The organism is Streptomyces sp. NPDC015346 (genome assembly GCF_043078785.1).
Taxonomy (GTDB): Bacteria; Actinomycetota; Actinomycetes; order Streptomycetales; family Streptomycetaceae; genus Streptomyces.
This window is the reverse complement of the sequence record NZ_JBIBTW010000005.1, coordinates 307,814-329,069: the sequence shown is the minus strand read 5'-3', so window position 1 is coordinate 329,069 and position 21,256 is coordinate 307,814. Positions and strand designations below refer to the sequence as shown.

Genomic DNA, 21,256 nt, shown 5'->3' with positions numbered 1-21,256 from the left:
GGTATCCGGGCAAAAGCCGCATGAACGGAAGCTGACTGGCCGGTTCTTAAGGACCACTGGACGGACGTTCATTGCCTGGAAGGCCACGCACCGTACAGGCTCGGTCACGGCAGGAGCCGGTACACACACGAGGAGAGGCGATAAGCGGTGACGAGGTCGGGGCGGGAGTATCTGGAGGGGCTGCGCGACGGGCGCGAGATCTGGCTGGACGGAGAGCGGATCAAGGACGTCACCACGCACCCCGCCTTCCGGGCCACCGCGGCCTCCTTCGCCGGGCTTCACGACCTCGCGCACGACTCACCGCACAGCCCCGTGCTCGTCCAGGGCGGCGTGCACCGCGCCTACGCCGTGCCCCGCTCGTACGAGGACCTGGTCGCCCGCCGCAAGGCGTACAAGGTGTGGGCCGAGGCCAGTTACGGCTTCCTCGGCCGCACCCCCGACTACATGGCCTCCGGCGCGGCCGGATTCGCCGCCGCCCCCGAGGTCTTCACCACCGACTGCTTCGACGGCGCCGAACACGCCCTCGCGTACCACCGCAGGCTCGCCGAGGGCAGCCTCCACTCCGCCTTCACCATCACCGACCCCGCCGCCGAGCGGGTCCAGGTGGTCGAGGACCGCGCCGACGGGATCGTGGTGCGCGGAGCGAAGACCATCGGCACCGGCGCGGTCTTCGCCGACGAGATACTCGTCGGCACGATAGAACCGCTCGCCCCCGAGGACACCGAGCGCGCGCTCTCCTTCTCCGTCCGGGTGGACACCCCCGGCCTCAAGCTGATCTCGCGCACCTCCTACGAGGGGCGGGCCCGGTCCGTCTTCGACCAGCCGCTCTCCGCGCGGTACGACGAGAACGACGCGCTGCTCGTCTGCGACGACGTGTTCGTACCGTGGGAACGCGTCCTGACCTACCGGGACGTGGCCGCCACCGCCGCCATGTGGTGGCAGACCCCGGCCTACCTCAACTTCGTGCACCAGTCGGCGACCCGCTTCTGGACGAAGCTGGAGTTCCTCACCGGCCTCGCGATCCTGATCGCCCGGTCCAACGGCACCGACAAGCTGCCGCCGGTCACCCAGGCGATCGGACGGCTCCTCGGGGCGGTCGCGCAGGCCAAGGCGTTCGTCCTGGCCGCCGAGGCCTCCTGGGAGCCGGTCGACGGCGGCCGGGGCGGCGTACGGCCCGGCCAGGAGATCTCCTTCGCCCAGCGCATCATGGCCGGTGAGCTCTACCCCCGGGCGGTCCAGGACATCAAGCTGCTCGCCGGCGGGGCCATCATCCAGACCCCGGCGAGCGGGCGCGACCTCCTCCACCCCGAGCTGGGCCCGCTGGTACGCCAGTACTTCCGCACCCCCGGTCACGCGGCCGAGGACCGGCTCAAGCTCCTCAAGCTCGCCTGGGACGCCCTCGGCTCCGAGTTCGCCGGCCGGCACGAACAGTACGAACGCTTCTACCAGGGCGCCCCGCACGTCTACCTGACCATGCAGACCTGGGCGGGCGCCGCCGACGACTGCGAACGCCTCGCCCAGGCCTGCCTCGACGGCTACGACCTCGGGACGACGAGGTGACGGCGCCGGGGACACGGGAGGCCGGCGGGGGGCCGGGGGCCGGGCGATGACCGTCTCCCGCGCGCCGAGGGGCGCCCTCGCGCTCCTCGCCTCCACCCAGCTGCTGCTGATCCTGGACACCGCGATCGTCAACGTCGCCCTGCCCTCGATCGGCGAGGACCTCGGATCCGGCTCCACCGGGCTCTCCTGGGTGGCCAACGCGTACCTGATCACCTTCGGCGGGCTGCTGCTGCTCGGCGGACGCGTCGCCGACCTCCTCGGACACCGCCGGCTCTTCCTCGGCGGGCTCGGGCTGCTCGCCGCCGCCTCCGCCGTCGGAGCGCTCGCCCCGAACGCGGCCGCCCTGGTCGCCGCCCGGGCCGTCCAGGGCGTCGGCGCCGCCCTCGCCGCGGCCGCCGCCTTCGCGCTGCTGCTCGTCCTCTTCCCCGAAGGGCCGGGCCGCCACCGGGCGCTCGGCGCCTTCGCCGCCATGGGCGGCCTCGGCGGCGTCCTCGGGACCGTCCTGGGCGGCGTCCTGACCGACGTCCTCGGCTGGCGCTCCACCTTCTGGCTCAACGTCGTCGTCGCGGCTCTGCTGGGAGCGCTGGCGCCGCGCGTCCTCGACGCCGGGACGGGCGGAGCCCGCCACGGCCGGGGCTTCGACCTCGCCGGGGCCCTCACCGCCACCGGCGGGCTCGGGCTCATCGCCTACGCGCTCGTCGGCGGGGCCGAGAACGGCTGGCTCTCCGCCGCGACCCTCGGCGCCGGCGGCGCGGGGCTCGCCCTCCTCGCCGGCTTCGCCGTCATCGAGACCCGGACCGCCGTCCCGCTCGTGCCGCCCGCCGTCCTCGCCCGCCCCTCCCTGCGCCTGGCCAACGCCCTCAGCGGCCTCGCCCAGATGACGCTCTTTCCGATGTTCTTCCTGGTCAGCCTCTATCTGCAGAGCGTCCTCGGCCACGACCCGCTCGGTGGCGGACTCGGTCTGCTCCCGCTCTCGCTCGTCGTCGTCGCGGTCGCCCCGCAGACCGGCCGGCTGATCTTCCGGATCGGACTGACCCGGACGATGACCCTCGGCTTCGCGCTGCTGTGCGCCGGCACCCTGTGGCTGGCCCTCGCGCTCACCGCCGACGGCTCCTTCTTCTCCACCGTTCTCGCACCGAGTCTTCTCCTCGGTGTCGCCCTGCCGCTGGTCATGGTCACCACCAACGTCGCCGCCACGGCGGAGGTGGCCCCTGAGGAGACCGGACTCGCCTCCGGTCTCGTCAACACCAGCCAGCAGTTCGGCTCGGTGCTCGGCCTCGCCATCCTGGTGGCCGTCGCCGCCGCCCGTACCGAATCGGCCACCGCCGCGGCCCAGACCACCGGCTTCCGGGCCGCGCTGCTCCTCGGCGCGACCTTCGCCGCCGCCGCCACGCTGCTCTCGGTACGGCTGCGCCTGCCCGCCCCCGCCACGGCGCCACCGCGCCAGGACCGGGCGGGCGATCCCGCTGCGTCACAGACAAGAGGCGAGTGAGCCGAAGGGGCGCGCGACCGTCGACGCACGTACCGGGCGCCCCCGAGGTGAACCGAGCCCTCAAAAAACCAGAAGGGCATTCCGTTGACCCTGTACGAACTTGTCGCGCCCGCTCTCGACGAACGGGGCGACCCGCGCTACCGCATATGCGACATACGGGCCGCCGATCCGCTCGGCGCCGACGCCCTGCTCGCCGCCCTGCCCGGGATGAACGCCGACGCCGACGTCGCCGCGCTCACCGTGGCCCTGCGGACCCTGGTCCCCGACCCGGACCTGGCCGCCGAGTGGAGCGTCGTCGACGCGCTCGCCGCGATGCGGGACCTCGGCATCCTGCTCGGCTCGCTGAAACGTCACGGCATCCAGCCCGTCGCCGCCGTCCCCGAAGTGCTCCCGGTCCTCGAACTCCTGGGGCGGCGCACCGACATGGTGCCCCGTGACACCGTGCACCACTACACCACCTGGAACCCGCTCGGCCCGCGCCAGCGGATGTACACGGGCCATCCCATGGAGGCCCATCTCCAGGAGGCCGTCCGGATGGCGTTCCCCGGCCTCGTCGCCGCCCTCGACACCTGTTCCAGGCTCGCCCGCCTCGAACCGTACGACCCCGGCTTCGCCGTCGCCCTCGACCGCACCGCCCACCACGTCCAGTCGATGGTCGACTCGATCGACTTCACCATCGCCAACGTCAGCCCGGAGTTCTTCGCGCTCACCCTGCGCCCCTACTTCGAGGAGATCGACGTCGCCGGGCGCGACTACCTCGGCCCCGCCGCCGCCCAGGTCCCGCTCTGGCTCGTCGACCTGACCCTCTGGCAGTGCGACCGCTCCCACAGCGCGTACGACGAGTTCCTCGCCGACTCCGTCCAGTACAGCCTGCCGTCCTGGCGGGACTTCCACGCCCGGCACGCCGGCGGCGTCTCCGCCGTCAGCAAGCTGTCGGCGGCCATCAGCTGGGAGAACGTCGACCGGCTCCCCCCGCAACTGGCCGCCTCCGCCCACGCGCTCGGCCGGGTGCTGAAGATCCTCAAGACCTTCCGCGCCCGCCACATCGGCATCGCCCGCAAGGCCTACAGCGACGACCTGCGGCTGTACGACGAGGGCAGCGGCGGCGCACCCGTCGCCCTGCTCCGCTCGATCCTCGACCTGACCAGGGACAACGAGACCCTGGTGCGGCGCGCGACCGCCTCCCGACCGGGCGCCCGCCCGGCCGCCCGCCCGGGCGCCGGCACGCCGGCGGCGTGAGGAGAATCCGATGACGTCCCCACCACCCCCGTACGGGACCCCGCGCGAGCCCGCCCCGCTGGACACCGGGCCTGACCTGCCCGGCACCGAGCTCCTCCACATCGTCGTCGTCGGCGGCGGCATCGCCGGCCTCACCGCCGCACTCGCCCTGCACGCCGCCGGGTTCGACCGCGTCACCGTCGTGGAGTCGGTCCGCGAGAGCCGCCCCGTCGGCGCGGGCCTCAACCTGATGCCCAACGCGGTCCGCGAACTCGACGCGCTCGGCGTGCTCCCCCGGCTCGAAGCCGGCGCCCTGCGCACCCGCGAACTGCGCTACTACCACCGCTCCGGCGGCCTGATCTCCCGCGAGCCGCGCGGGCTCGGCGCCGGCTACCGCTGGCCCCAGCTCTCCGTCCACCGGGCCCACCTCCAGGCCGTCCTCGCCGCGGCGGTACGGGAACGACTCGGCGCCGCGGCCCTCGTGACCGGCGTCCGGGTCACCGGCGTGGAGACCCTGCCCGACGGCCGCCCCCGCATCCAGCTGGAGCACCGCGATGACGCCCGACGGGGCCGGGCCTCCCTCGAACCCGACGTCCTCGTCGGCGCCGACGGGATCCGCTCGACCGTCCGCGCCGCCCTCAACCCGGACGAGGGCAGCCCGCCGTGGAACGGCATGCTGGTCTGGCGGGGCGTCTCCCGCATGCCGGCCCGTGCCGTCGGCTCCTTCATGTTCATCGCGGGCGACGACCGGCAGAAGGCCGTCGTCTACCCGATGAGCCGGCCCTCCGGGGGGACCGTCCTGGTGAACTGGGCACTGGCCCGGCCCGCCGACACGGCACGGGCGGACGCCCGGGGCGCGTACGAGGTACGGGAGGAGTATCTGGGCGACTGGAACCGTGCCGTACCCGTCGAGACCTTCCTCCACCACTACGAGGGCTGGGAGTTCGACGGCGTCAGCGTCCCCGACGTGCTGAGAGCCGCACCGGCCGCCCACGAGTACCCGATGGTCGACCGCGAACCCCTCGACCGCTGGAGCCACGGCCGTACCACCCTGATCGGCGACGCGGCACACGCCATGTACCCCATCGGCTCCAACGGGGCCACCCAGTCCATCGTGGACGCCCGCGCCCTCGCCCACGCCCTGGCCCGCCACCGCGACCCGGCGGAGGCCCTCGCCGCCTACGAGCGCGACCGCAGACCGGCCACCACCGCGCTTCAGCTCGCGAACCGGCGGCTCGGCCCCGAGGTCGTCATCAATCTGGCCCACCAGCGGGCCCCGGAGGGATTCACCGACATCCACCAGGTGATCCCCGCGGAGGAGCTGGCCTCGATCGCCGCCCGCTACGCGGCCACCGGCGCCTTCGACCCGGCCGCCGTCAACGAAGGCTCCCCCTACGAGGTACGGACCGCCTTCGGCCTCCCGCTCGGCGCGCCGCGCTGACGCCCCTCCCGGGCCGCGGCACGACCCCCGCGCGCCGTGGTCCGGGAGACCCGCGTGGCTTACGGTCGTCGGGATGCACAGCGTGGTGCGTCCACTCCGTTCCGTAACCCCCTGCGAAGGTGGAACACGTGAAGGCAATCCGTCGATTCACCGTGCGTCCCGTCCTCCCCGACACCCTTCGACCGCTCACCGAACTGGCGCGGAACCTGCGCTGGTCCTGGCACGAGCCGACCCGTCAACTCTTCGACTCCGTCGACCCCGAGCACACCGCCCGCCCCGGCGGGCGGCGCACCGACGACATCGACCCGGTGCGGCTGCTCGGCTCCGTCTCCGCCACCCGCCTCGCCGCGCTCGCCGCCGACCAGGACTTCCTGGCCCGGCTGCGTGCCGCGGCCGACGACCTCGACCACTATCTGCACGCGCCGCGCTGGTACCAGGAGCAGGGCGGCGATCTGCCCTCGGGCATCGCCTACTTCTCGCCCGAGTTCGGCGTCACCGCCGCCCTGCCCCAGTACTCCGGCGGCCTCGGCATCCTGGCCGGCGACCACCTCAAGGCCGCCAGCGACCTCGGCGTCCCGCTCATCGGCGTCGGACTCCTCTACCGGCACGGCTACTTCCGCCAGTCGCTCTCCCGCGAGGGCTGGCAGCAGGAGCACTATCCCGTCCTCGACCCCGGCGAACTGCCCGTCGCCCTGCTCCGCGAGAGCGACGGCACCCCCGCCCGGGTCACCCTCGCCCTCCCCGGCGGCCGCACCCTGTACGCCCACATCTGGACCGCGCAGGTCGGCCGCGTACCCCTGCTCATGCTCGACTCCGACGTCGAGGAGAACGCGCCCGCCGAACGCGACGTCACCGACCGGCTCTACGGCGGCGGCAGCGACCACCGGCTCTTCCAGGAGATGCTCCTCGGCATCGGCGGCGTCCGCGCCGTGCGCACCTACTGCCGCCTCACCGGCACCCCGGCCCCCGAGGTCTTCCACACCAACGAGGGCCACGCCGGCTTCCTCGGCCTCGAACGCATCCGGGAACTGGCGGGCGAGGGCCTCGGCTTCGACGCGGCCCTGGAGACCGTCCGGGCCGGCACGGTCTTCACCACCCACACCCCCGTCCCCGCCGGCATCGACCGGTTCGAGCGTTCGCTCGTCGCCCGCTACCTCGGCGAGGACGGCGAGCTGCCCGGGGTCGACGTCGGCCGCATCCTCGCCCTCGGCGACGAGACCCCGCTCGGCGGGGAGCCCGGGCTCTTCAACATGGCCGCCATGGGCCTGCGCCTGGCCCAGCGCGCCAACGGCGTCTCCACCCTCCACGGGGCCGTCAGCCGGGAGATGTTCGCCGGGCTCTGGCCCGGCTTCGACCCGGAGGAGGTGCCCATCACCTCGATCACCAACGGCGTCCACGCGCCGACCTGGACCGCGCCCGAGGTCGGGCGCCGCGCGGAGGGCGCCGACGACCGGGAGCTCTGGGAGCTCCGGCGGACCCTGCGCGAACAGCTGGTGGGCGAGGTACGGGAACGGCTCCGCGCCTCCTGGCGGCAGCGGGGCGCCGTGGGCGCCGAACTGGGCTGGACCGACTCCGTCCTCGACCCGGACGTGCTGACCATCGGCTTCGCCCGCCGGGTCCCCTCGTACAAGCGGCTCACCCTGATGCTGCGCGACCCCGAACGGCTGCGGTCACTGCTGCTCGACCCGGAGCGGCCGGTGCAGCTGGTCGTGGCCGGCAAGGCGCACCCCGCCGACGACGGCGGGAAGCGGCTGGTGCAGGAGCTGGTGCGGTTCGCCGACGACCCGCGGGTGCGGCACCGGATCGTCTTCCTGCCCGACTACGGCATGGCCATGGCCCGCCATCTCTACCCCGGCTGCGACGTCTGGCTCAACAACCCGCTGCGTCCGCTGGAGGCCTGCGGGACCAGCGGAATGAAGGCCGCCCTCAACGGCTGTCTCAACCTCTCCGTCCTGGACGGCTGGTGGGACGAATGGTTCGAGCCCGACTTCGGCTGGGCCATCCCGACCGCCGAAGGGGCGGCGGCGACCGACGAGGAGCGGCGGGACGACCTGGAGGCGGCCGCGCTCTACGAGCTGATCGAGCGGCGGGTCGCCCCGCGCTTCTACGACCGCGGCCCGGACGGGGTGCCGGTCCGCTGGACGGAGATGGTCCGCAGGACGCTGAACGAGCTCGGCCCGAAGGTGCTCGCCGACCGCATGGTGCGGGAGTACGTCGAGGGCCTGTACGCGCCCGCCGCGCACGCCCACCGGGCCATGACCCAGGCCACCGCCCGCGAACTGGCCGACTGGAAGGCCCGGGTGCGGGCCGCCTGGCCCAAGATCGCGATCGACCACATCGAGGTGGGCGAGGTCGGAGAGGACCTGGCCGACGCGGAGCTGGGCTCGACGACGGCGGTACGGGTGAGGGTGACGCTCGGCGACCTCCTCCCCGACGACGTGGAGGTCCAGGCGGTCACCGGCCGGGTCACGCCCGACGACGCCCTCACCGACCCCCGCGTGTGCGTCCTGAAGCCGGCGGGCGGCCCGGACCTGGAGGGCCGCCGCCCCTACGAGGGCTCCCTCGTCCTCGACCGCACGGGCCCCTTCGGCTGCACGGTGCGGGTGCTCCCCTCCCACCCGCTGCTCGCCTCCCCGGCGGAACTGGGCCTGGTGGCACTGCCGGCGGAGACCGCCGGCCAGGTACCGGGCGTGCTGCTGCGCTGACGAGGGCGTCCCGGCTGTCACCACGCACGGCCGCCCGGAGGGGAGAACCCCTCCGGGCGGCCGTCCGCATGTCCCGTGGTTACGGGAAGGTCAGCTTGAAGCTGTTGATGTAGCCGGTGTCCTGGGCGGCCTTGTCCTGGACGCGGAGCTTCCAGGCGCCGTTGGCGACCTCGGTGGAGGCGTTGACCGTGTAGGTGGCGATCACGTTGTCGGCCGAGTCGGAGGACGAGAACGGCTTCAGGTTGTAGACCGAGCCGTCCGGGGCGACCAGGTCGACGACCAGGTCTCCGCGCCAGGTGTGGACGATGTTCACGTCCACCTTGAGGGTGGCGGGGGCGTTGCCGGCGACACCGGTGACGTCGACCGTGGAGGTCACCGCGGCGCCGTTGTCCGGGATGGACACGTCGGCGGTGTTCTCGAAGACCTTGCCGGTGCCCGGGTCGCCGCCGCCGGGGCGGGAGCCCACGTTGACGCCGGCCCACGCGTGCTCGACGGCCTTCACCTCGGCGCTGCCGGCGCCGTACAGCTCGGTGGCCACCGCGACCGTACCGGTGCGGGCACCGGCGTAGTTGGTGTTCGAGCTGAACTTGGTGGTGAGCGCCTTGAACCAGATCAGCGAGGCCTTGTCCCGGCCGATGCCGGTGACGGGCAGGCCGTCGGAGGTCGGCGAGTCGTAGTTCACGCCGTTGACCGTCTTGGCGCCGCTGCCCTCGGAGAGCAGGTAGTACCAGTGGTTCGCCGGGCCCGAGGAGTAGTGGACGTCGATCGAGCCGATCCCCGAGTACCACGCGTCCTTGGACGAGCCGTCCTTGCTCGGCTTGTCCATGTAGCGCAGCGGGGTGCCGTTGCCGCGGATGTCGATCTTCTCGCCGACCAGGTAGTCGCCCTTGTCCTGGGCGTTGTTGGCGTGGAACTCGACGGCCGCCGCGAAGATGTCGGAGGTGGCCTCGTTCAGGCCGCCGGACTCGCCGCTGTAGACCAGGCGGGCGGTGTTGGAGGTGAGGCCGTGCGTCATCTCGTGCGCGGCCACGTCGATGGACGTCAGCGGCTTGGCGTTGTTCGCGCCGTCGCCGTACGTCATGCAGAAGCAGGAGTCCTGCCAGAAGGCGTTGACGTACGCGTTGCCGTAGTGGACCCGGGAGTACGGGGCGACACCGTCACCGCGGATGCCGTTGCGACCGTGCACGTTCTTGTAGTAGTCCCAGGTGAGCGCGGCGCCGTAGTGGGCGTCGGCGCCCGCGGTCTCCAGGTTCTGCGGGGTGCCGTCGCCCCAGACGTCGTCGGAGCCGGAGAAGAGCGTCCCGGTGCCGGACGTACCGCGGTTGAGGTTGTACGTCCTGTGGTTGCCGCGGGCGGCGTCGGTCAGCGTGTACGGACCGGTGCCGCTGGTGCCGAGGGTGACCTGGCCGGCGTACTGCGTGTTGCCGGTGCCGTTGTGCACGGCCTGCCACTCGTACAGCTTCGCGCCGCTCTTCGCGTCGGTGACGACGTGCAGCTCGTTCGGGGTGCCGTCGTGCTGGAGGCCGCCGACGACGGTCTCGTACGCGAGGACGGGCGAGCCCTGCGCCATCCAGACGACCTTGCGCGGGGCCTGCTCGGTGACGGCCTTGTCCGCGCCCTCCGCCCTCGCCTCGGCCAGCGCCTGCCTCTCGGCGGCGGCCGGAGCGACGGTGGCGCTCACGTCGACGTTCTTCAGCTCCGCGCGGGACGCCTTGGTGACGCCCCGCGTCTGTCCGGCCCGGCTCTCGGCGACGATCAGGTCGCCGCCGAGGACGGGGAGTCCGGCGTAGGTGCGCTCGTAGCGCGTGTGGGTGGTGCCGTCGCGGTCCTGGACGACGTCGCGGACGACGAGCTTCTCCTGCGCGCCGAGGCCGAGGGCCTTGGCGGTCGCCGCCTTGTCGGCGTCGGCCGCGCGGATCAGCGCGGTGCGCTGGGCGGGGGAGAGGTCGGCCGGCAGGGCGCCGGGGTTGGCGGCGATGCCGGCCTGGGCCTTCGGCGCGGCCGGTGTGTCGGCCGCGGTGGCGGAACCGGTCTGGACGGTGACCGCGAGCATGGCGGCGGCGGCTATCAGAGCGCCGGTCGCGGTGGCGCGACGGCTGGGCGTGGATCTCACGCAGACTCCTTTTGCGAGGGGGGTACCGGACCACTGGGTGGGTCGGTCCGGGCGGAGCAAACAGAGCTGTGGAGCGTGTCCGTGCGAAGCGCGAACTCTGGTGCGAAGAGTCGGGGGAGAGAGTGGCAGCCGTGAACGGCTCCTGTCAGGAGCGCGTCAACAAGTTGGCCGGAAATCGTCCGGTGCCCGAAAGGCCGTGTTCGTTGAGCGGACGTTTCGCCGGGCGTCGGCCGGACGTCGGCCGGACGTTGCGCCTCCCCCGAGATCGCGGCGCGGCGTGGCTCGTTCCGTCCCCTCCACTCGCCGCCCGGCTCAGCCCGGCAGACTGTCGCGCCAGGCGCGGTGGAGGCGCGCGTAGTGGCCGCCGCCGGTCACCAGGTCCTTCGGGGCGCCGTCCTCGATCACCCGGCCCGACTCCATCACGAGGACGCGGTCCGCGATCTCGACCGTCGAGAGGCGGTGCGCGATCACGACCGCCGTCCGGCCGGCGAGGACCGTGTCCATCGCCCGCTGCACCGCCCGTTCCCCCGGCACGTCCAGTGAACTGGTCGCCTCGTCCAGGATGAGGACCGCAGGGTCGGCGAGCAACGCGCGGGCGAAGGCGACCAGTTGGCGCTGACCGGCCGAGATCCGCCCGCCCCGCTTGCGTACGTCCGTGTCGTAGCCGTCCGGCAGCCCCGCGATGAAGTCGTGCGCGCCGATCGCCTTCGCCGCGTGCTCGATCTCCTCGCGGCTCGCGTCCGGCCGCCCGATCGCGATGTTCTCCGCGACGGTGCCGGAGAACAGGAAGGCCTCCTGGGTCACCATCACCACACCCCGGCGCAGCTCCGGCGCCGACAGCTCCCGCACGTCGACCCCGTCCAGCAGCACCCGCCCCTCGGTCGGGTCGTAGAAGCGGGCCAGCAGCCTGGCGAGCGTCGACTTCCCCGCGCCCGTCGAGCCGACCACCGCGACCGTCTGCCCCGCCGGGATCCGCAAGGAGAAGCGGGGCAGCACCTCACCGCCGGTCCGGTAGGCGAAGCGCACGCCCTCGAAGACCACCTCCCGGCCCGGGACCCCCGGCCGGGCGGCCGGCAGCTCCCGCGGCGCGACGGCCTCCGGGACACCGGGCTCCTGGGCGAGGAGACCCGCGATCTTGGCGAGCGAGGCGGCCGCGGACTGGTAGGAGTTCAGGAACATGCCGAGCCGGTCGATCGGGTCGTAGAGCCGCCGCATGTACAGCACCGCCGCCGCGAGCACCCCGAGCGCGAGCGTCCCTTCCGCCACTCGGTACGCGCCCCACAGGCACATGCCGGCCACCGCCGTGTTCGCGACGAGCCGCGAGCCGACGACATAGCGGGCCATCTCCAAGAGCGCGTCGCCGTTGGCGCGCTCGTGCCGGTGGTTGAGCTCCGCGAACACGGCGTCGTTGGCCCGCTCCCTGCGGAAGGCCCGCACCGGCCGGATCCCGTTCATCGTCTCCGCGAACTTCACGATGACGCCCGCGACGGCGGTGGACCGCTCGGCGAAGACCACGGCCGCCCGCCGCCGGTAGAGCCGTACGAGCAGATACAGCGGTACGAAGGAGGCCACCGCCACCCCGCCGATGCCCAGGTCCAGCCAGAGCAGCATCGCCGCGATGGAGACGAAGGAGAGGACGACGCCGATCAGCTCCTGCAGCCCCTCGGAGAGCAGCTCGCGCAGGGACTCCACGTCCGTGGTGGAACGGGAGATCAGCCGGCCGGAGGTGTACCGCTCGTGGAAGTCCACGCTGAGCGCCTGCGCGTGGCGGAAGATCCGGCCGCGCAGATCGAGCAGCACGTCCTGGTTGATCCGAGCGGCGCCGCGCACGAAGGCGTACTGGAGGAGGCCCGCGGCCACCGCGCACAGCAGGTAGCCGACGGCGACGGCCACGACGGGGCCGCGGTCGCCGCTCCGGAACGCCGGGACGCCGCGGTCGATCGCGTACGCCACGAGCAGCGGCCCGGCCTGGACGGCGGCCTGCTGGAGCAGCAGGACCAGCGCGGCGACCCCGACGCGGGCGCGATGCTCCCGGAGCAGCGACCGCAGCAGGGCCCTGGTGGCCCCCGGCGGCACGGGCAGGTCGTCCCGGTCGAACGGGTCCGTGGTCGCGTCCGTCATCGTTCCTCGTCCCCCTCGGCGGCGTCGCTGTACGCGCCGCCGTCGCCCCGGCCGTCGCCGTGGCCCTCGCCCTCGCCCTCGCCCGACATAAGCCAGGCGTACTCGGCGTTGCCGCGCAGCAGTTCATGGTGGGTGCCCACGGCGGCGATCCGCCCCCGCGACAGGAGCGCGACCCGGTCCGCGAGCAGCACGGTCGACGGGCGGTGCGCCACGACAAGCGCGGTCGTGTCCCGCAGGACCTCGCGCAGCGCGGCCTCCACCAGCGCCTCGGTGTGCACGTCGAGCGCCGAGAGCGGATCGTCGAGGACCAGGAAGCGGGGCCGCCCCACGACCGCGCGCGCCAGCGCGAGACGCTGGCGCTGGCCGCCGGAGAGGCTCAGGCCCTGCTCGCCGACCTGGGTGTCCACGCCCTCGGGGAGCGCCGCCACGAAACCGTCCGCCTGGGCGACGCCGAGCGCCCGCCGCAGTTCGTCCTCGTCGGCTCCGCGCGTACCCCCCATGAGCACGTTCTCGCCGACGCTCGCGGAGAACAGCGTCGGCTCCTCGAAGGCCACCGACACCAGTGCGCGCAGCCGTTCGCGCTCCATCAGGGTGATGTCCTCGCCGTCGAGCAGGATGCGCCCGCCGGTCGCCTCGTGCAGCCGCGGTACGAGGGCGGTGAGCGTCGTCTTGCCGGAACCCGTACCGCCGACCAGGGCGAGCGTCTCCCCGGGCCGGATGTGCAGATCGATCCGGTCGAGCACGGGTGGCGCGTCGGCCTCCGCGTCCGGGTAGCGGAACGAGACGCCCTCGAAGCGCACCCCGTCCGGGACGGGGGCCGGGGCCCCGGGCACGCGCGCGGGTGACGCGGGTCCCGGTGTCTCCTCCCGCTCGTCCATCACCTCGAAGTACCGCTCCGTCGCCGTCGCCGCCTCCTGGCTCATCGCGAGCAGGAAGCCGAGGGACTCCACCGGCCAGCGCAGCGCGAGCGCCGTCGACAGGAAGGCGACGAGCGTGCCGGCCGACAGCTCCCCGTCGGCGACCTGGACGGTGCCGAGCACCAGCGCCGCGCCGATCGCCAGCTCGGGTATGACCGTGATGAGCGCCCATATCCCCGCCAGCAGACGGCCCTTGACCAGCTCGGTGGAGCGCAGCCGCCCGGCCAGCTCCGCGAAGGCGAGCGCCTGGCTGCGGTGACGGCCGAAGCCCTTGACGATCCGGATGCCGAGGACGCTCTCCTCGACGACCGTGGTCAGATCCCCCACCTGGTCCTGCGCCCGCCGGGCGACGACCGCGTACTTCGTCTCGAACAGCGAGCACAGCACCACGAGAGGGACCACGGGGGTGAGCAGCACCAGGCCGAGCGTCCAGTCCTGGCTGAGGAGCAGGACGAAACCCGCCAGGATCGTCACGCCGTTGACCAGCAGGAACGTCAGCGGGAAGGCGAGGAACATCCGCACCAGCATCAGATCGGTCGTGCCGCGCGAGAGCAGCTGACCGGAGGCCCACCGGTCGTGGAAGGCGATCGGCAGCCGTTGCAGACGCCGGAACAGATCGGCCCGCATCCGGGCTTCCACACCCGCCAGCGGCCGCGCCACCAGCCAGCGCCGTAAGCCGAACAGCGCCGCCTCCGCGACGCCGAGCAGCAGCAGATACAGCGCTCCCAGCCACACCCCGCCCGGATCGCCCTCGGCCACCGGCCCGTCCACCATCCACTTCAGGACGAGCGGGATGACGAGCGACAGACACGAGGCGACGATCGCGACGGCGGCGGCCGCGGCCCACCGCCCGCGCACCGGCCGTACGTAGGGCCACAGCCGCGCCAGCGAGCGCACGGCCGAGCGATCGGCGGAATCCTTGTCGACGTCGACTGCGTGTTCTCCGGGCATCGCTCCCGAGCCTAGGGGCGACCACCGACAACGCTCACCCGGTTTTCCGCCGCCCCCGCCGGCCCGGCGGACGAGACCCGGCCCCTCACCCCCCGACCCGCAGCAGCAGCACCGAGCGGGCCGCCACCGTCACCGTCTCGCCGCCCCGGTGCTCCGTCCCGGGCGCGCGGGTCTGGTCGTCCAGGGAGGTGTCCAGGACCAGTTCGTACGTCTCCGCCCACGGCGGGGCCGGCAGCCGGAACTCCACCGGGCGGGGACCTGCGTGCAGGATGGCCAGGAAGCTGTCGTCGGTGACCTGCTCGCCCCGCGCGTCGCGGCCCGGAATGTCGCGGCCCGAGAGGTAGAGGCCGAGCGTGGCCGCCGGCGCGTACCAGTCCCGCTCGGTCATCTCCGTGCCGTCCGGCGTGAACCAGGCCAGGTCCCGCAGCCCGTCCGCCCCCTGCGGCCGCCCGGAGAAGAAGGCTCGCCGGCGCAGCACCGGGTGCTCGTGGCGCAGGGCGAGCAGCCGGCGGGTCAGGGCGAGCAGCTGGGCGCGGCCGGGGTCCTCGGGCAGCGACCAGTCCAGCCAGCTCGTCTCGTTGTCCTGGCAGTAGGCGTTGTTGTTGCCGCCCTGGGTGCGGCCCATCTCGTCGCCCGCGACCAGCATCGGCACCCCGGTCGACAGCAGCAGGGTGGTCAGCAGGTTGCGCAGCTGCCGCAGCCGCAGCGCGCCCACCTCCGGGTCGTCGGTCTCGCCCTCCGCCCCGCAGTTCCAGGCCCGGTTGTCGTTCGTCCCGTCCCGGTTGCCCTCTCCGTTGGCCTCGTTGTGCTTCCGCTCGTACGACACCAGGTCCCGCAGCGTGAAGCCGTCGTGCGCGGTGATGAAGTTGACCGAGGCGTACGGGCGCCGGCCGCCCCACGCGTACAGGTCGCTGGAGCCCGACAGGCGGTAGCCGAGGTCCCGTACGTCCGGCAGGGCGCCGCGCCAGAAGTCCCGTACCGCGTCGCGGTAGCGGTCGTTCCACTCCGTCCACAGCGGCGGGAAGGCGCCCACCTGATAGCCGCCGTTGCCGACGTCCCACGGCTCGGCGATCAGCTTGACCCGCCGCAGCACCGGGTCCTGCGCGATGACGGCGAGAAAGGGGGAGAGCATGTCGACGTCGTGGAAGGACCGGGCGAGCGCCGCCGCGAGGTCGAAGCGGAAGCCGTCCACGCCCATCTCCGTCACCCAGTAGCGCAGCGAGTCCGTGATGAGCCGCAGCACCTGGGGCTGGACGACGTGCAGGGTGTTGCCGCAGCCGGTGTAGTCGGCGTACCGGCGGGCGTCGGGCTGCAGCCGGTAGTAGCCCCTGTTGTCGATGCCCTTCAACGACAGCGTCGGCCCCAGCTCACCGGCCTCCGCCGTGTGGTTGTAGACCACGTCGAGGATGACCTCGATGCCGGCCGCGTGCAGCGCCCGCACCATCTTCTTGAACTCGCCGACCTGCTGGCCCGCCGTCCCCGACGCGGAGTAGCCCGCGTGCGGGGCGAAGTAGCCGATGGAGTTGTAGCCCCAGTAGTTGCGCAGGCCGCGCCGCAGCAGATGGTCCTCGTGCGCGAACTGGTGCACCGGCAGCAGCTCCACCGCCGTCACCCCGAGCCGTACGAGATGCTCGACCGCCGCCGGATGGGCGAGCCCGGCGTAGGTGCCCCGCAGGCGCTCGGGGATGCCCGGGTGCAGCCGGGTGAAGCCCTTCACATGGAGCTCGTAGATGACCGAGTCCGGCCACGGCGTCTTCGGCCTGCGGTCGTCGGACCAGTCGTCGTCGTCATGGACCACGACGCCCTTCGGCACGAAAGGGGCCGAGTCCCGGTCGTCCCGCACGGTGTCGGCCACATGCTGCTGCGGCCAGTCCCGCACATGTCCGTAGACCTCCGCCGGCAGCTGGAAGTCGCCGTCCACGGCCCGCGCGTACGGGTCGAGCAGCAGCTTGGCCGGGTTCCAGCGGGCCCCCGTCCAGGGGTCCCAGCGGCCGTGCACCCGGTATCCGTACCGCTGTCCTGAGCCCACCCCCGGCACGAAGCCGTGCCAGATCTCATGGGTGAGTTCGTTCAGCGGCAGCCGTCTCTCCGTCCCGTCGGCATCGAAGAGACAGAGCTCGACGGCCTCCGCCCCGCCCGCCCACAGCGCGAAGTTCGTGCCCGCCACCCCGTCGGGGCCGACCCGGCAGCGCGCCCCCAACGGCGTCGGCGCGCCCGGCCACACCACCGGCGCGGCCCGCCGGCCGGCCTCTTCCACGGCAGGGGAGGGCCGCACACCGTCCCGTACCGGCTCCGCCTCCTGCTCGGCTGCGCTCGCCACCTGTCGGCCTCCCGCGGCTCGTCGGGCCCCGTGCCCGGCGGAGCGCGGCGTCCCGGCCACGGCTCCCCGCACGGGGTCCTCCCACCTGTTCTGCCCGGACTGGTGTCCTCCCAACATGACCCGCACGCACGTTTCCCCTGGAGGGTGGCCGTCGTTGGGCCGGTCGTGAAACACGTACTGAAGCGGGTGACGCTCGCCCTGGTGGCGGCGGGACTGGTGGCCGGGCTTGCGGGCTGCACGGCGAACGGCGGCGTGGACCTCCCGCTGCCCGGCAAGGCGCGGGCGCCCGGCGACGTCATCAGGATCAGCCCGGAGGACGGCAGCAAGGCCGTGCCGGCCGACGGCCCGATCGAGGTGAGGGTGGACAGCGGGCGCCTCGAGCGCGTCACGGTCGTCCAGGTCGAGGACGCCCAGCGGGCCGAGGTGCCCGGGGAGATCAGCCCGGACGGGCTGCGCTGGCGGCCGCGGGCGGACTCCCGGCTCGCGTTGGCGGCGAAGTACAGCGTGGACGCGGTGGCGCTCGACGGGCACGGCCGGCGCTCCGCCCGGCACACCACCTTCACCACGGTGGTCCCCGAGCGCCGGTTCATCGGCTACTTCAAGCCGGAGAACCGTTCCACTGTGGGCACCGGCATGATCGTGTCCTTCGGTTTCAACCGGGCCATCGAGAACCGCGAGGCCGTCGAACGGGCCATCAGGATCACCTCGGAGCCGCCCGTGGAGGTGGTCGGCCACTGGTTCGGCAAGGAGCGGCTCGACTTCCGCCCCGCCGAGTACTGGAAGCCGGGCACCCAGGTGACCGTCGACCTCGCGCTGCGCGATGTCGAGGGCGCGCCGGGGGTGTACGGCATCCAGCGCAAGAAGGTCGGGTTCACCGTGGGGCGTTCCCAGGTCTCCGTGGTCGACGCGGCCGAGCACACCATGGAGGTACGCCGGGACGGCGAGGTGCTGGCGACGCTGCCCATCACGGCCGGGGCGCCCAAGACCACGACGTACAACGGGAAGATGGTGGTCACGGAGTTGTACGACGTGACGCGGATGGACGGCCGTACGGTCGGTTTCGGCGGCGAGTACGACATCAAGGACGTGCCGCACGCGATGCGGCTGACCGACTCGGGGACCTTCCTGCACGGCAACTACTGGGCCGCGGAGTCCACCTTCGGTTCGGCCAACGTCAGCCACGGCTGCATCGGACTGCGGGACGAGAAGGGCGGCAGCTCCGACTCCCCCGGAGGCTGGTTCTTCGAGCGGACGCTCATCGGCGACGTGGTGGAAGTGGTCAACTCCCGTGACCGAAAGGTCGCTCCCGACAACGGGCTCGGAGGCTGGAACATGGACTGGAAACAGTGGAAGGCCGGTTCCGCCCTGCGATGAGCCCTTCGTCCTCTCTCGGCACCCTGCACACCGCCCGCACAACTGGGACTGAACGGTGACATTCGCGAGGATCTTTCGTGTCCTGCGGTGTGATTATCTAACGCCGTGTGCGCGAAAGATGCGCGCGGGGGTGCGGGCCGTGGTGAGACCAGGCCGTGCGAGGGGAGAACACCACAGTGAACGGGCAGCCGATATCGGGGGCATCGGCCGGGTCGCGGCAGAGGCGCGGGGGAGCGCGGCTGCGGACTCTGGCGGCGGGGGCGATGCTCCTGGTGCTCACGGCGTGCGGGGGCGGTGACCCGGCCCCGGGGAGCGCGGGGGGACAGCCCTCGCAGGGCGGACAGCAGCAGGAGAACGCCGCCTCGCAGGCGGTCGTGACGATCGCTCCGAAGGACGGCGCCGACTCGGTCGCCACCAGCGGCGCGCTGAAGGTGACGGCGGAGCAGGGCAAGCTGACGACGGTCACGGTCGCCGACTCCAAGGGCACCGAGGTCGAGGGGAAGCTCGCGGCGGACGGCACGAGCTGGCAGCCCGTCGGCCACCTGGCGGCGGGTACGCAGTACAAGGTCCACGCAGTGGCGAAGGACGCCGAGGGCCGTGAGTCGGCGAAGGACACCACCTTCACCACCCTGGTCCCCAAGAACACCTTCATCGGCCACTACACGCCCGAGGACGGTTCGACCGTCGGCGTCGGCATGCCGGTCTCCATCAACTTCACCCGGGGCATCACCAACCCGGAGGCGGTGGAGAAGGCCATCAAGGTGACCGCGGAGCCCGCTGTGCGGATCGAGGGTCACTGGTTCGGCAACGACCGCCTCGACTTCCGCCCGGAGAACTACTGGGCCGCGGGCACCAAGGTGACCGTCGCGTTCAACCTGGACGGCGTCGAGGGCCGCCCGGGGGTCTACGGCAAGCAGAAGAAGACGATCTCCTTCACCATCGGCCGCCGGCAGGTCTCCACGGTCGACGCCAGCGCGAAGACGATGAAGGTCGAGCGCGACGGCAAGATCATCAAGACGATCCCGATCACCGCGGGCGCCCCGTCGACGACCACCTACAACGGTCAGATGGTCATCAGCGAGAAGTACAAGGTGACCCGCATGAACGGAGCCACGGTCGGCTTCGGCGGCGAGTACGACATCAAGGACGTGCCGCACGCGATGCGTCTGTCCACCTCGGGCACCTTCGTCCACGGCAACTACTGGGCCTCGGCCGGGACCTTCGGCTCCGCCAACGTCAGCCACGGCTGCGTCGGCCTGCGCGACACCCGCGGCGCCGGTGACAGCTCGACGCCCGCCGCCTGGTTCTACGACCGCTCGCTCATCGGCGACGTCGTGATTGTGAAGAACTCCAAGGACAAGCAGATCAAGCCGGACAACGGCCTCAACGGCTGGAACATGGACTGGTCGGAGTGGATCAAGTAGGCCACCCGTGAGGAGGCCCGGTGCTGTGACCAACGGCACCGGGCCTCTTCTCGTTAACGGCTACTAACCTGCCTCACATGACTGTGAACCTCGAAGTCGCCGAAGGCGTCGGCACCATCCGCCTCGACCGCCCCCCGATGAACGCCCTCGACATCGCCACCCAGGACCGGCTGCGCGAGCTCGCCGAGGAGGCGAGCGACCGCGACGACGTCCGGGCCGTCATCCTGTACGGCGGCGAGAAGGTGTTCGCCGCCGGCGCGGACATCAAGGAGATGCAGGTCATGGACCACGCGGCCATGGTCAAGCGGTCGCGGGCGCTCCAGGACTCCTTCACCGCGGTCGCCCGCATCCCCAAGCCGGTCGTCGCCGCGATCACCGGTTACGCGCTGGGCGGCGGCTGCGAGCTGGCGCTCTGCGCCGACTACCGGATCGCCGCCGACAACGCCAAGCTGGGCCAGCCCGAGATCCTCCTCGGCCTGATCCCGGGCGCGGGCGGCACCCAGCGCCTGTCCCGTCTCGTCGGCCCCTCCAAGGCCAAGGACCTCATCTTCACCGGCCGGATGGTCAAGGCTGACGAGGCCCTGACGCTCGGTCTGGTCGACCGCGTCGTCCCGGCCGCCGAGGTGTACGAGCAGGCGCACGCCTGGGCCGCCAAGCTCGCCCAGGGGCCGGCCCTCGCGCTGCGCGCGGCCAAGGAGTCGGTCGACCAGGGGCTCGAGGCGGACATCGACACCGGTCTCGCGATCGAGCGCACCTGGTTCGCGGGCCTGTTCGCGACCGAGGACCGGGAGCGCGGGATGCGCAGCTTCGTCGAAGAGGGCCCGGGCAAGGCGAAGTTCGTCTGATCGGATCGCGTCCGGCAGGTACGGGGCGAATCCCCTGGAATTGTCGATTCCGGGGGATCGATTCCCTCGGAACCGCCACGCGGTCGGTTTCGTGCGGCCATGATGGTGGGCATGGCGGGCCTGGAGGGTACGGAACAGCCGCGGCGGCACGGCGGTGCGACCGCGGCACGGTGGACACCGGCCGTCGAGGACGAACAAGCCCTGAAGGCGCTGGAGTTGTACGGCAATCCGGCCGAGGACGACGTCCGGCTGCCGTCGCGGCCGGAGTCCGCCGCCATCGCCCGCCGACTCACCCAGTGCGTGGTCCTGCGCCAGTGGTCGCTGTCCCCGCAGATCGCCGAGCACGCCGTGTTACTCGTCTCCGAGCTGGTCGGCAACGCCGTCCGGCACACCGGGGCCCGCGTCTTCGGGCTGCGCATGCTGCGCCGCCGCGGCTGGATCCGGATCGAGGTGCGCGACCCCTCGCGCGGCCTGCCCTGTCTGATGCCCGTTCATGAACTGGACGTCAGCGGCCGCGGTCTCTTCCTCGTCGACAAGCTCTCCGACCGCTGGGGAGTGGATCTGCAGCCGCGCGGCAAGACGACCTGGTTCGAGATGCGCGTCTCCGACCGCTGAAGGCCGGGCTCCTGACGCACGGCGACGCACAGAAGCCCCCGTCCGCCGTGGTGGGGGCGCGTGGGGGCTTCTGTGTGGAGCGCCGTGGACGGGGGGGTGTATCCACGGCGGCTTGGACGACCTGGCCCGGGTCAATGGGGGTCGTGTCTCCGACTATGGC

Annotated in this window: 13 protein-coding genes; 9 read left to right on the top strand and 4 right to left on the bottom strand. The window is 72.6% G+C overall.

Translation table 11 applies throughout. The annotated features are described in order from the left end of the window. Positions 1-147 precede the first annotated feature (147 nt). The 5 genes from ACF06X_RS20495 to glgP all read left to right on the top strand — a co-directional run bounded on the left by ACF06X_RS20495 (position 148) and on the right by glgP (position 8,416). Entirely contained in the window at positions 148-1,560 is a 1,413-nt protein-coding gene (locus ACF06X_RS20495; protein WP_392288683.1) for a 4-hydroxyphenylacetate 3-hydroxylase family protein, read from the top strand. Positions 1,561-1,606: 46 nt separating this feature from the next. Continuing rightward, a complete protein-coding gene (locus tag ACF06X_RS20490) occupies positions 1,607-3,052 on the top strand; it encodes an MFS transporter (RefSeq protein WP_392288682.1) in 1,446 nt (481 codons plus the stop codon). Between the two features lie 84 nt (positions 3,053-3,136). Next, a complete protein-coding gene (locus ACF06X_RS20485; RefSeq protein ID WP_392288681.1) occupies positions 3,137-4,291 on the top strand; it encodes a monodechloroaminopyrrolnitrin synthase PrnB family protein in 1,155 nt (384 codons plus the stop codon). 10 nt (positions 4,292-4,301) lie between these two features. After that, positions 4,302-5,711 carry an FAD-dependent monooxygenase gene (locus tag ACF06X_RS20480; RefSeq protein WP_392288680.1) on the top strand — a complete coding sequence of 470 codons (1,410 nt, stop codon included), beginning with the start codon at positions 4,302-4,304 and terminating at the stop codon, positions 5,709-5,711. A gap of 128 nt (positions 5,712-5,839) precedes the next feature. Beyond that, entirely contained in the window at positions 5,840-8,416 is a 2,577-nt protein-coding gene (glgP, locus tag ACF06X_RS20475) for an alpha-glucan family phosphorylase (protein ID WP_392288679.1), read from the top strand. Positions 8,417-8,495: 79 nt separating this feature from the next. Here glgP and ACF06X_RS20470 read toward each other — a convergent pair whose 3' ends face one another. From ACF06X_RS20470 to glgX, 4 genes are all read right to left on the bottom strand, one after another. Beyond that, entirely contained in the window at positions 8,496-10,529 is a 2,034-nt protein-coding gene (locus tag ACF06X_RS20470) for a M4 family metallopeptidase (protein WP_392288678.1), read from the bottom strand. A gap of 312 nt (positions 10,530-10,841) precedes the next feature. Then, complete coding sequence (locus ACF06X_RS20465) at positions 10,842-12,650, bottom strand: ABC transporter ATP-binding protein (protein WP_392288677.1); 1,809 nt, start codon at positions 12,648-12,650, stop codon at positions 10,842-10,844. After that, positions 12,647-14,518 carry an ABC transporter ATP-binding protein gene (locus ACF06X_RS20460; RefSeq protein ID WP_392288676.1) on the bottom strand — a complete coding sequence of 624 codons (1,872 nt, stop codon included), beginning with the start codon at positions 14,516-14,518 and terminating at the stop codon, positions 12,647-12,649. The genes ACF06X_RS20465 and ACF06X_RS20460 overlap by 4 nt, the downstream gene beginning before the upstream one ends. Positions 14,519-14,603: 85 nt before the next feature. Continuing rightward, positions 14,604-16,838, bottom strand: coding sequence for a glycogen debranching protein GlgX (gene glgX / locus ACF06X_RS20455; RefSeq protein ID WP_392288675.1), 2,235 nt, complete (start codon positions 16,836-16,838; stop codon positions 14,604-14,606). 165 nt (positions 16,839-17,003) lie between these two features. On the opposite strand from glgX, the gene ACF06X_RS20450 reads away from it, so the two are divergent. The 4 genes from ACF06X_RS20450 (at position 17,004) to ACF06X_RS20435 (ending at position 21,096) form a co-directional block, all read left to right on the top strand. Continuing rightward, on the top strand, positions 17,004-18,212 hold the full coding sequence (locus tag ACF06X_RS20450; RefSeq protein WP_392288674.1) for an Ig-like domain-containing protein: 1,209 nt from the start codon (positions 17,004-17,006) through the stop codon (positions 18,210-18,212). Between the two features lie 176 nt (positions 18,213-18,388). Beyond that, a complete protein-coding gene (locus tag ACF06X_RS20445; RefSeq protein ID WP_392288673.1) occupies positions 18,389-19,636 on the top strand; it encodes an Ig-like domain-containing protein in 1,248 nt (415 codons plus the stop codon). Between the two features lie 77 nt (positions 19,637-19,713). Further along, positions 19,714-20,481 (top strand): enoyl-CoA hydratase/isomerase family protein, encoded by a 768-nt coding sequence (locus tag ACF06X_RS20440; protein ID WP_392288672.1) that lies wholly within the window; start codon positions 19,714-19,716, stop codon positions 20,479-20,481. Between the two features lie 99 nt (positions 20,482-20,580). Continuing rightward, positions 20,581-21,096 carry an ATP-binding protein gene (locus ACF06X_RS20435; RefSeq protein WP_392288671.1) on the top strand — a complete coding sequence of 172 codons (516 nt, stop codon included), beginning with the start codon at positions 20,581-20,583 and terminating at the stop codon, positions 21,094-21,096. Positions 21,097-21,256: the final 160 nt, after the last annotated feature.

Excerpts from the sequence above, each read along its gene's own strand:
- ACF06X_RS20465 (WP_392288677.1), bottom strand. The coding sequence starts at position 12,650 with ATGACGGACGCGACCACGGACCCGTTCGACCGGGACGACCTGCCCGTG.
- ACF06X_RS20490 (WP_392288682.1), top strand. The coding sequence starts at position 1,607 with ATGACCGTCTCCCGCGCGCCGAGGGGCGCCCTCGCGCTCCTCGCCTCC.
- ACF06X_RS20435 (WP_392288671.1), top strand. The coding sequence starts at position 20,581 with ATGATGGTGGGCATGGCGGGCCTGGAGGGTACGGAACAGCCGCGGCGG.
- ACF06X_RS20440 (WP_392288672.1), top strand. The coding sequence starts at position 19,714 with ATGACTGTGAACCTCGAAGTCGCCGAAGGCGTCGGCACCATCCGCCTC.
- ACF06X_RS20460 (WP_392288676.1), bottom strand. The coding sequence starts at position 14,518 with ATGCCCGGAGAACACGCAGTCGACGTCGACAAGGATTCCGCCGATCGC.
- ACF06X_RS20480 (WP_392288680.1), top strand. The coding sequence starts at position 4,302 with ATGACGTCCCCACCACCCCCGTACGGGACCCCGCGCGAGCCCGCCCCG.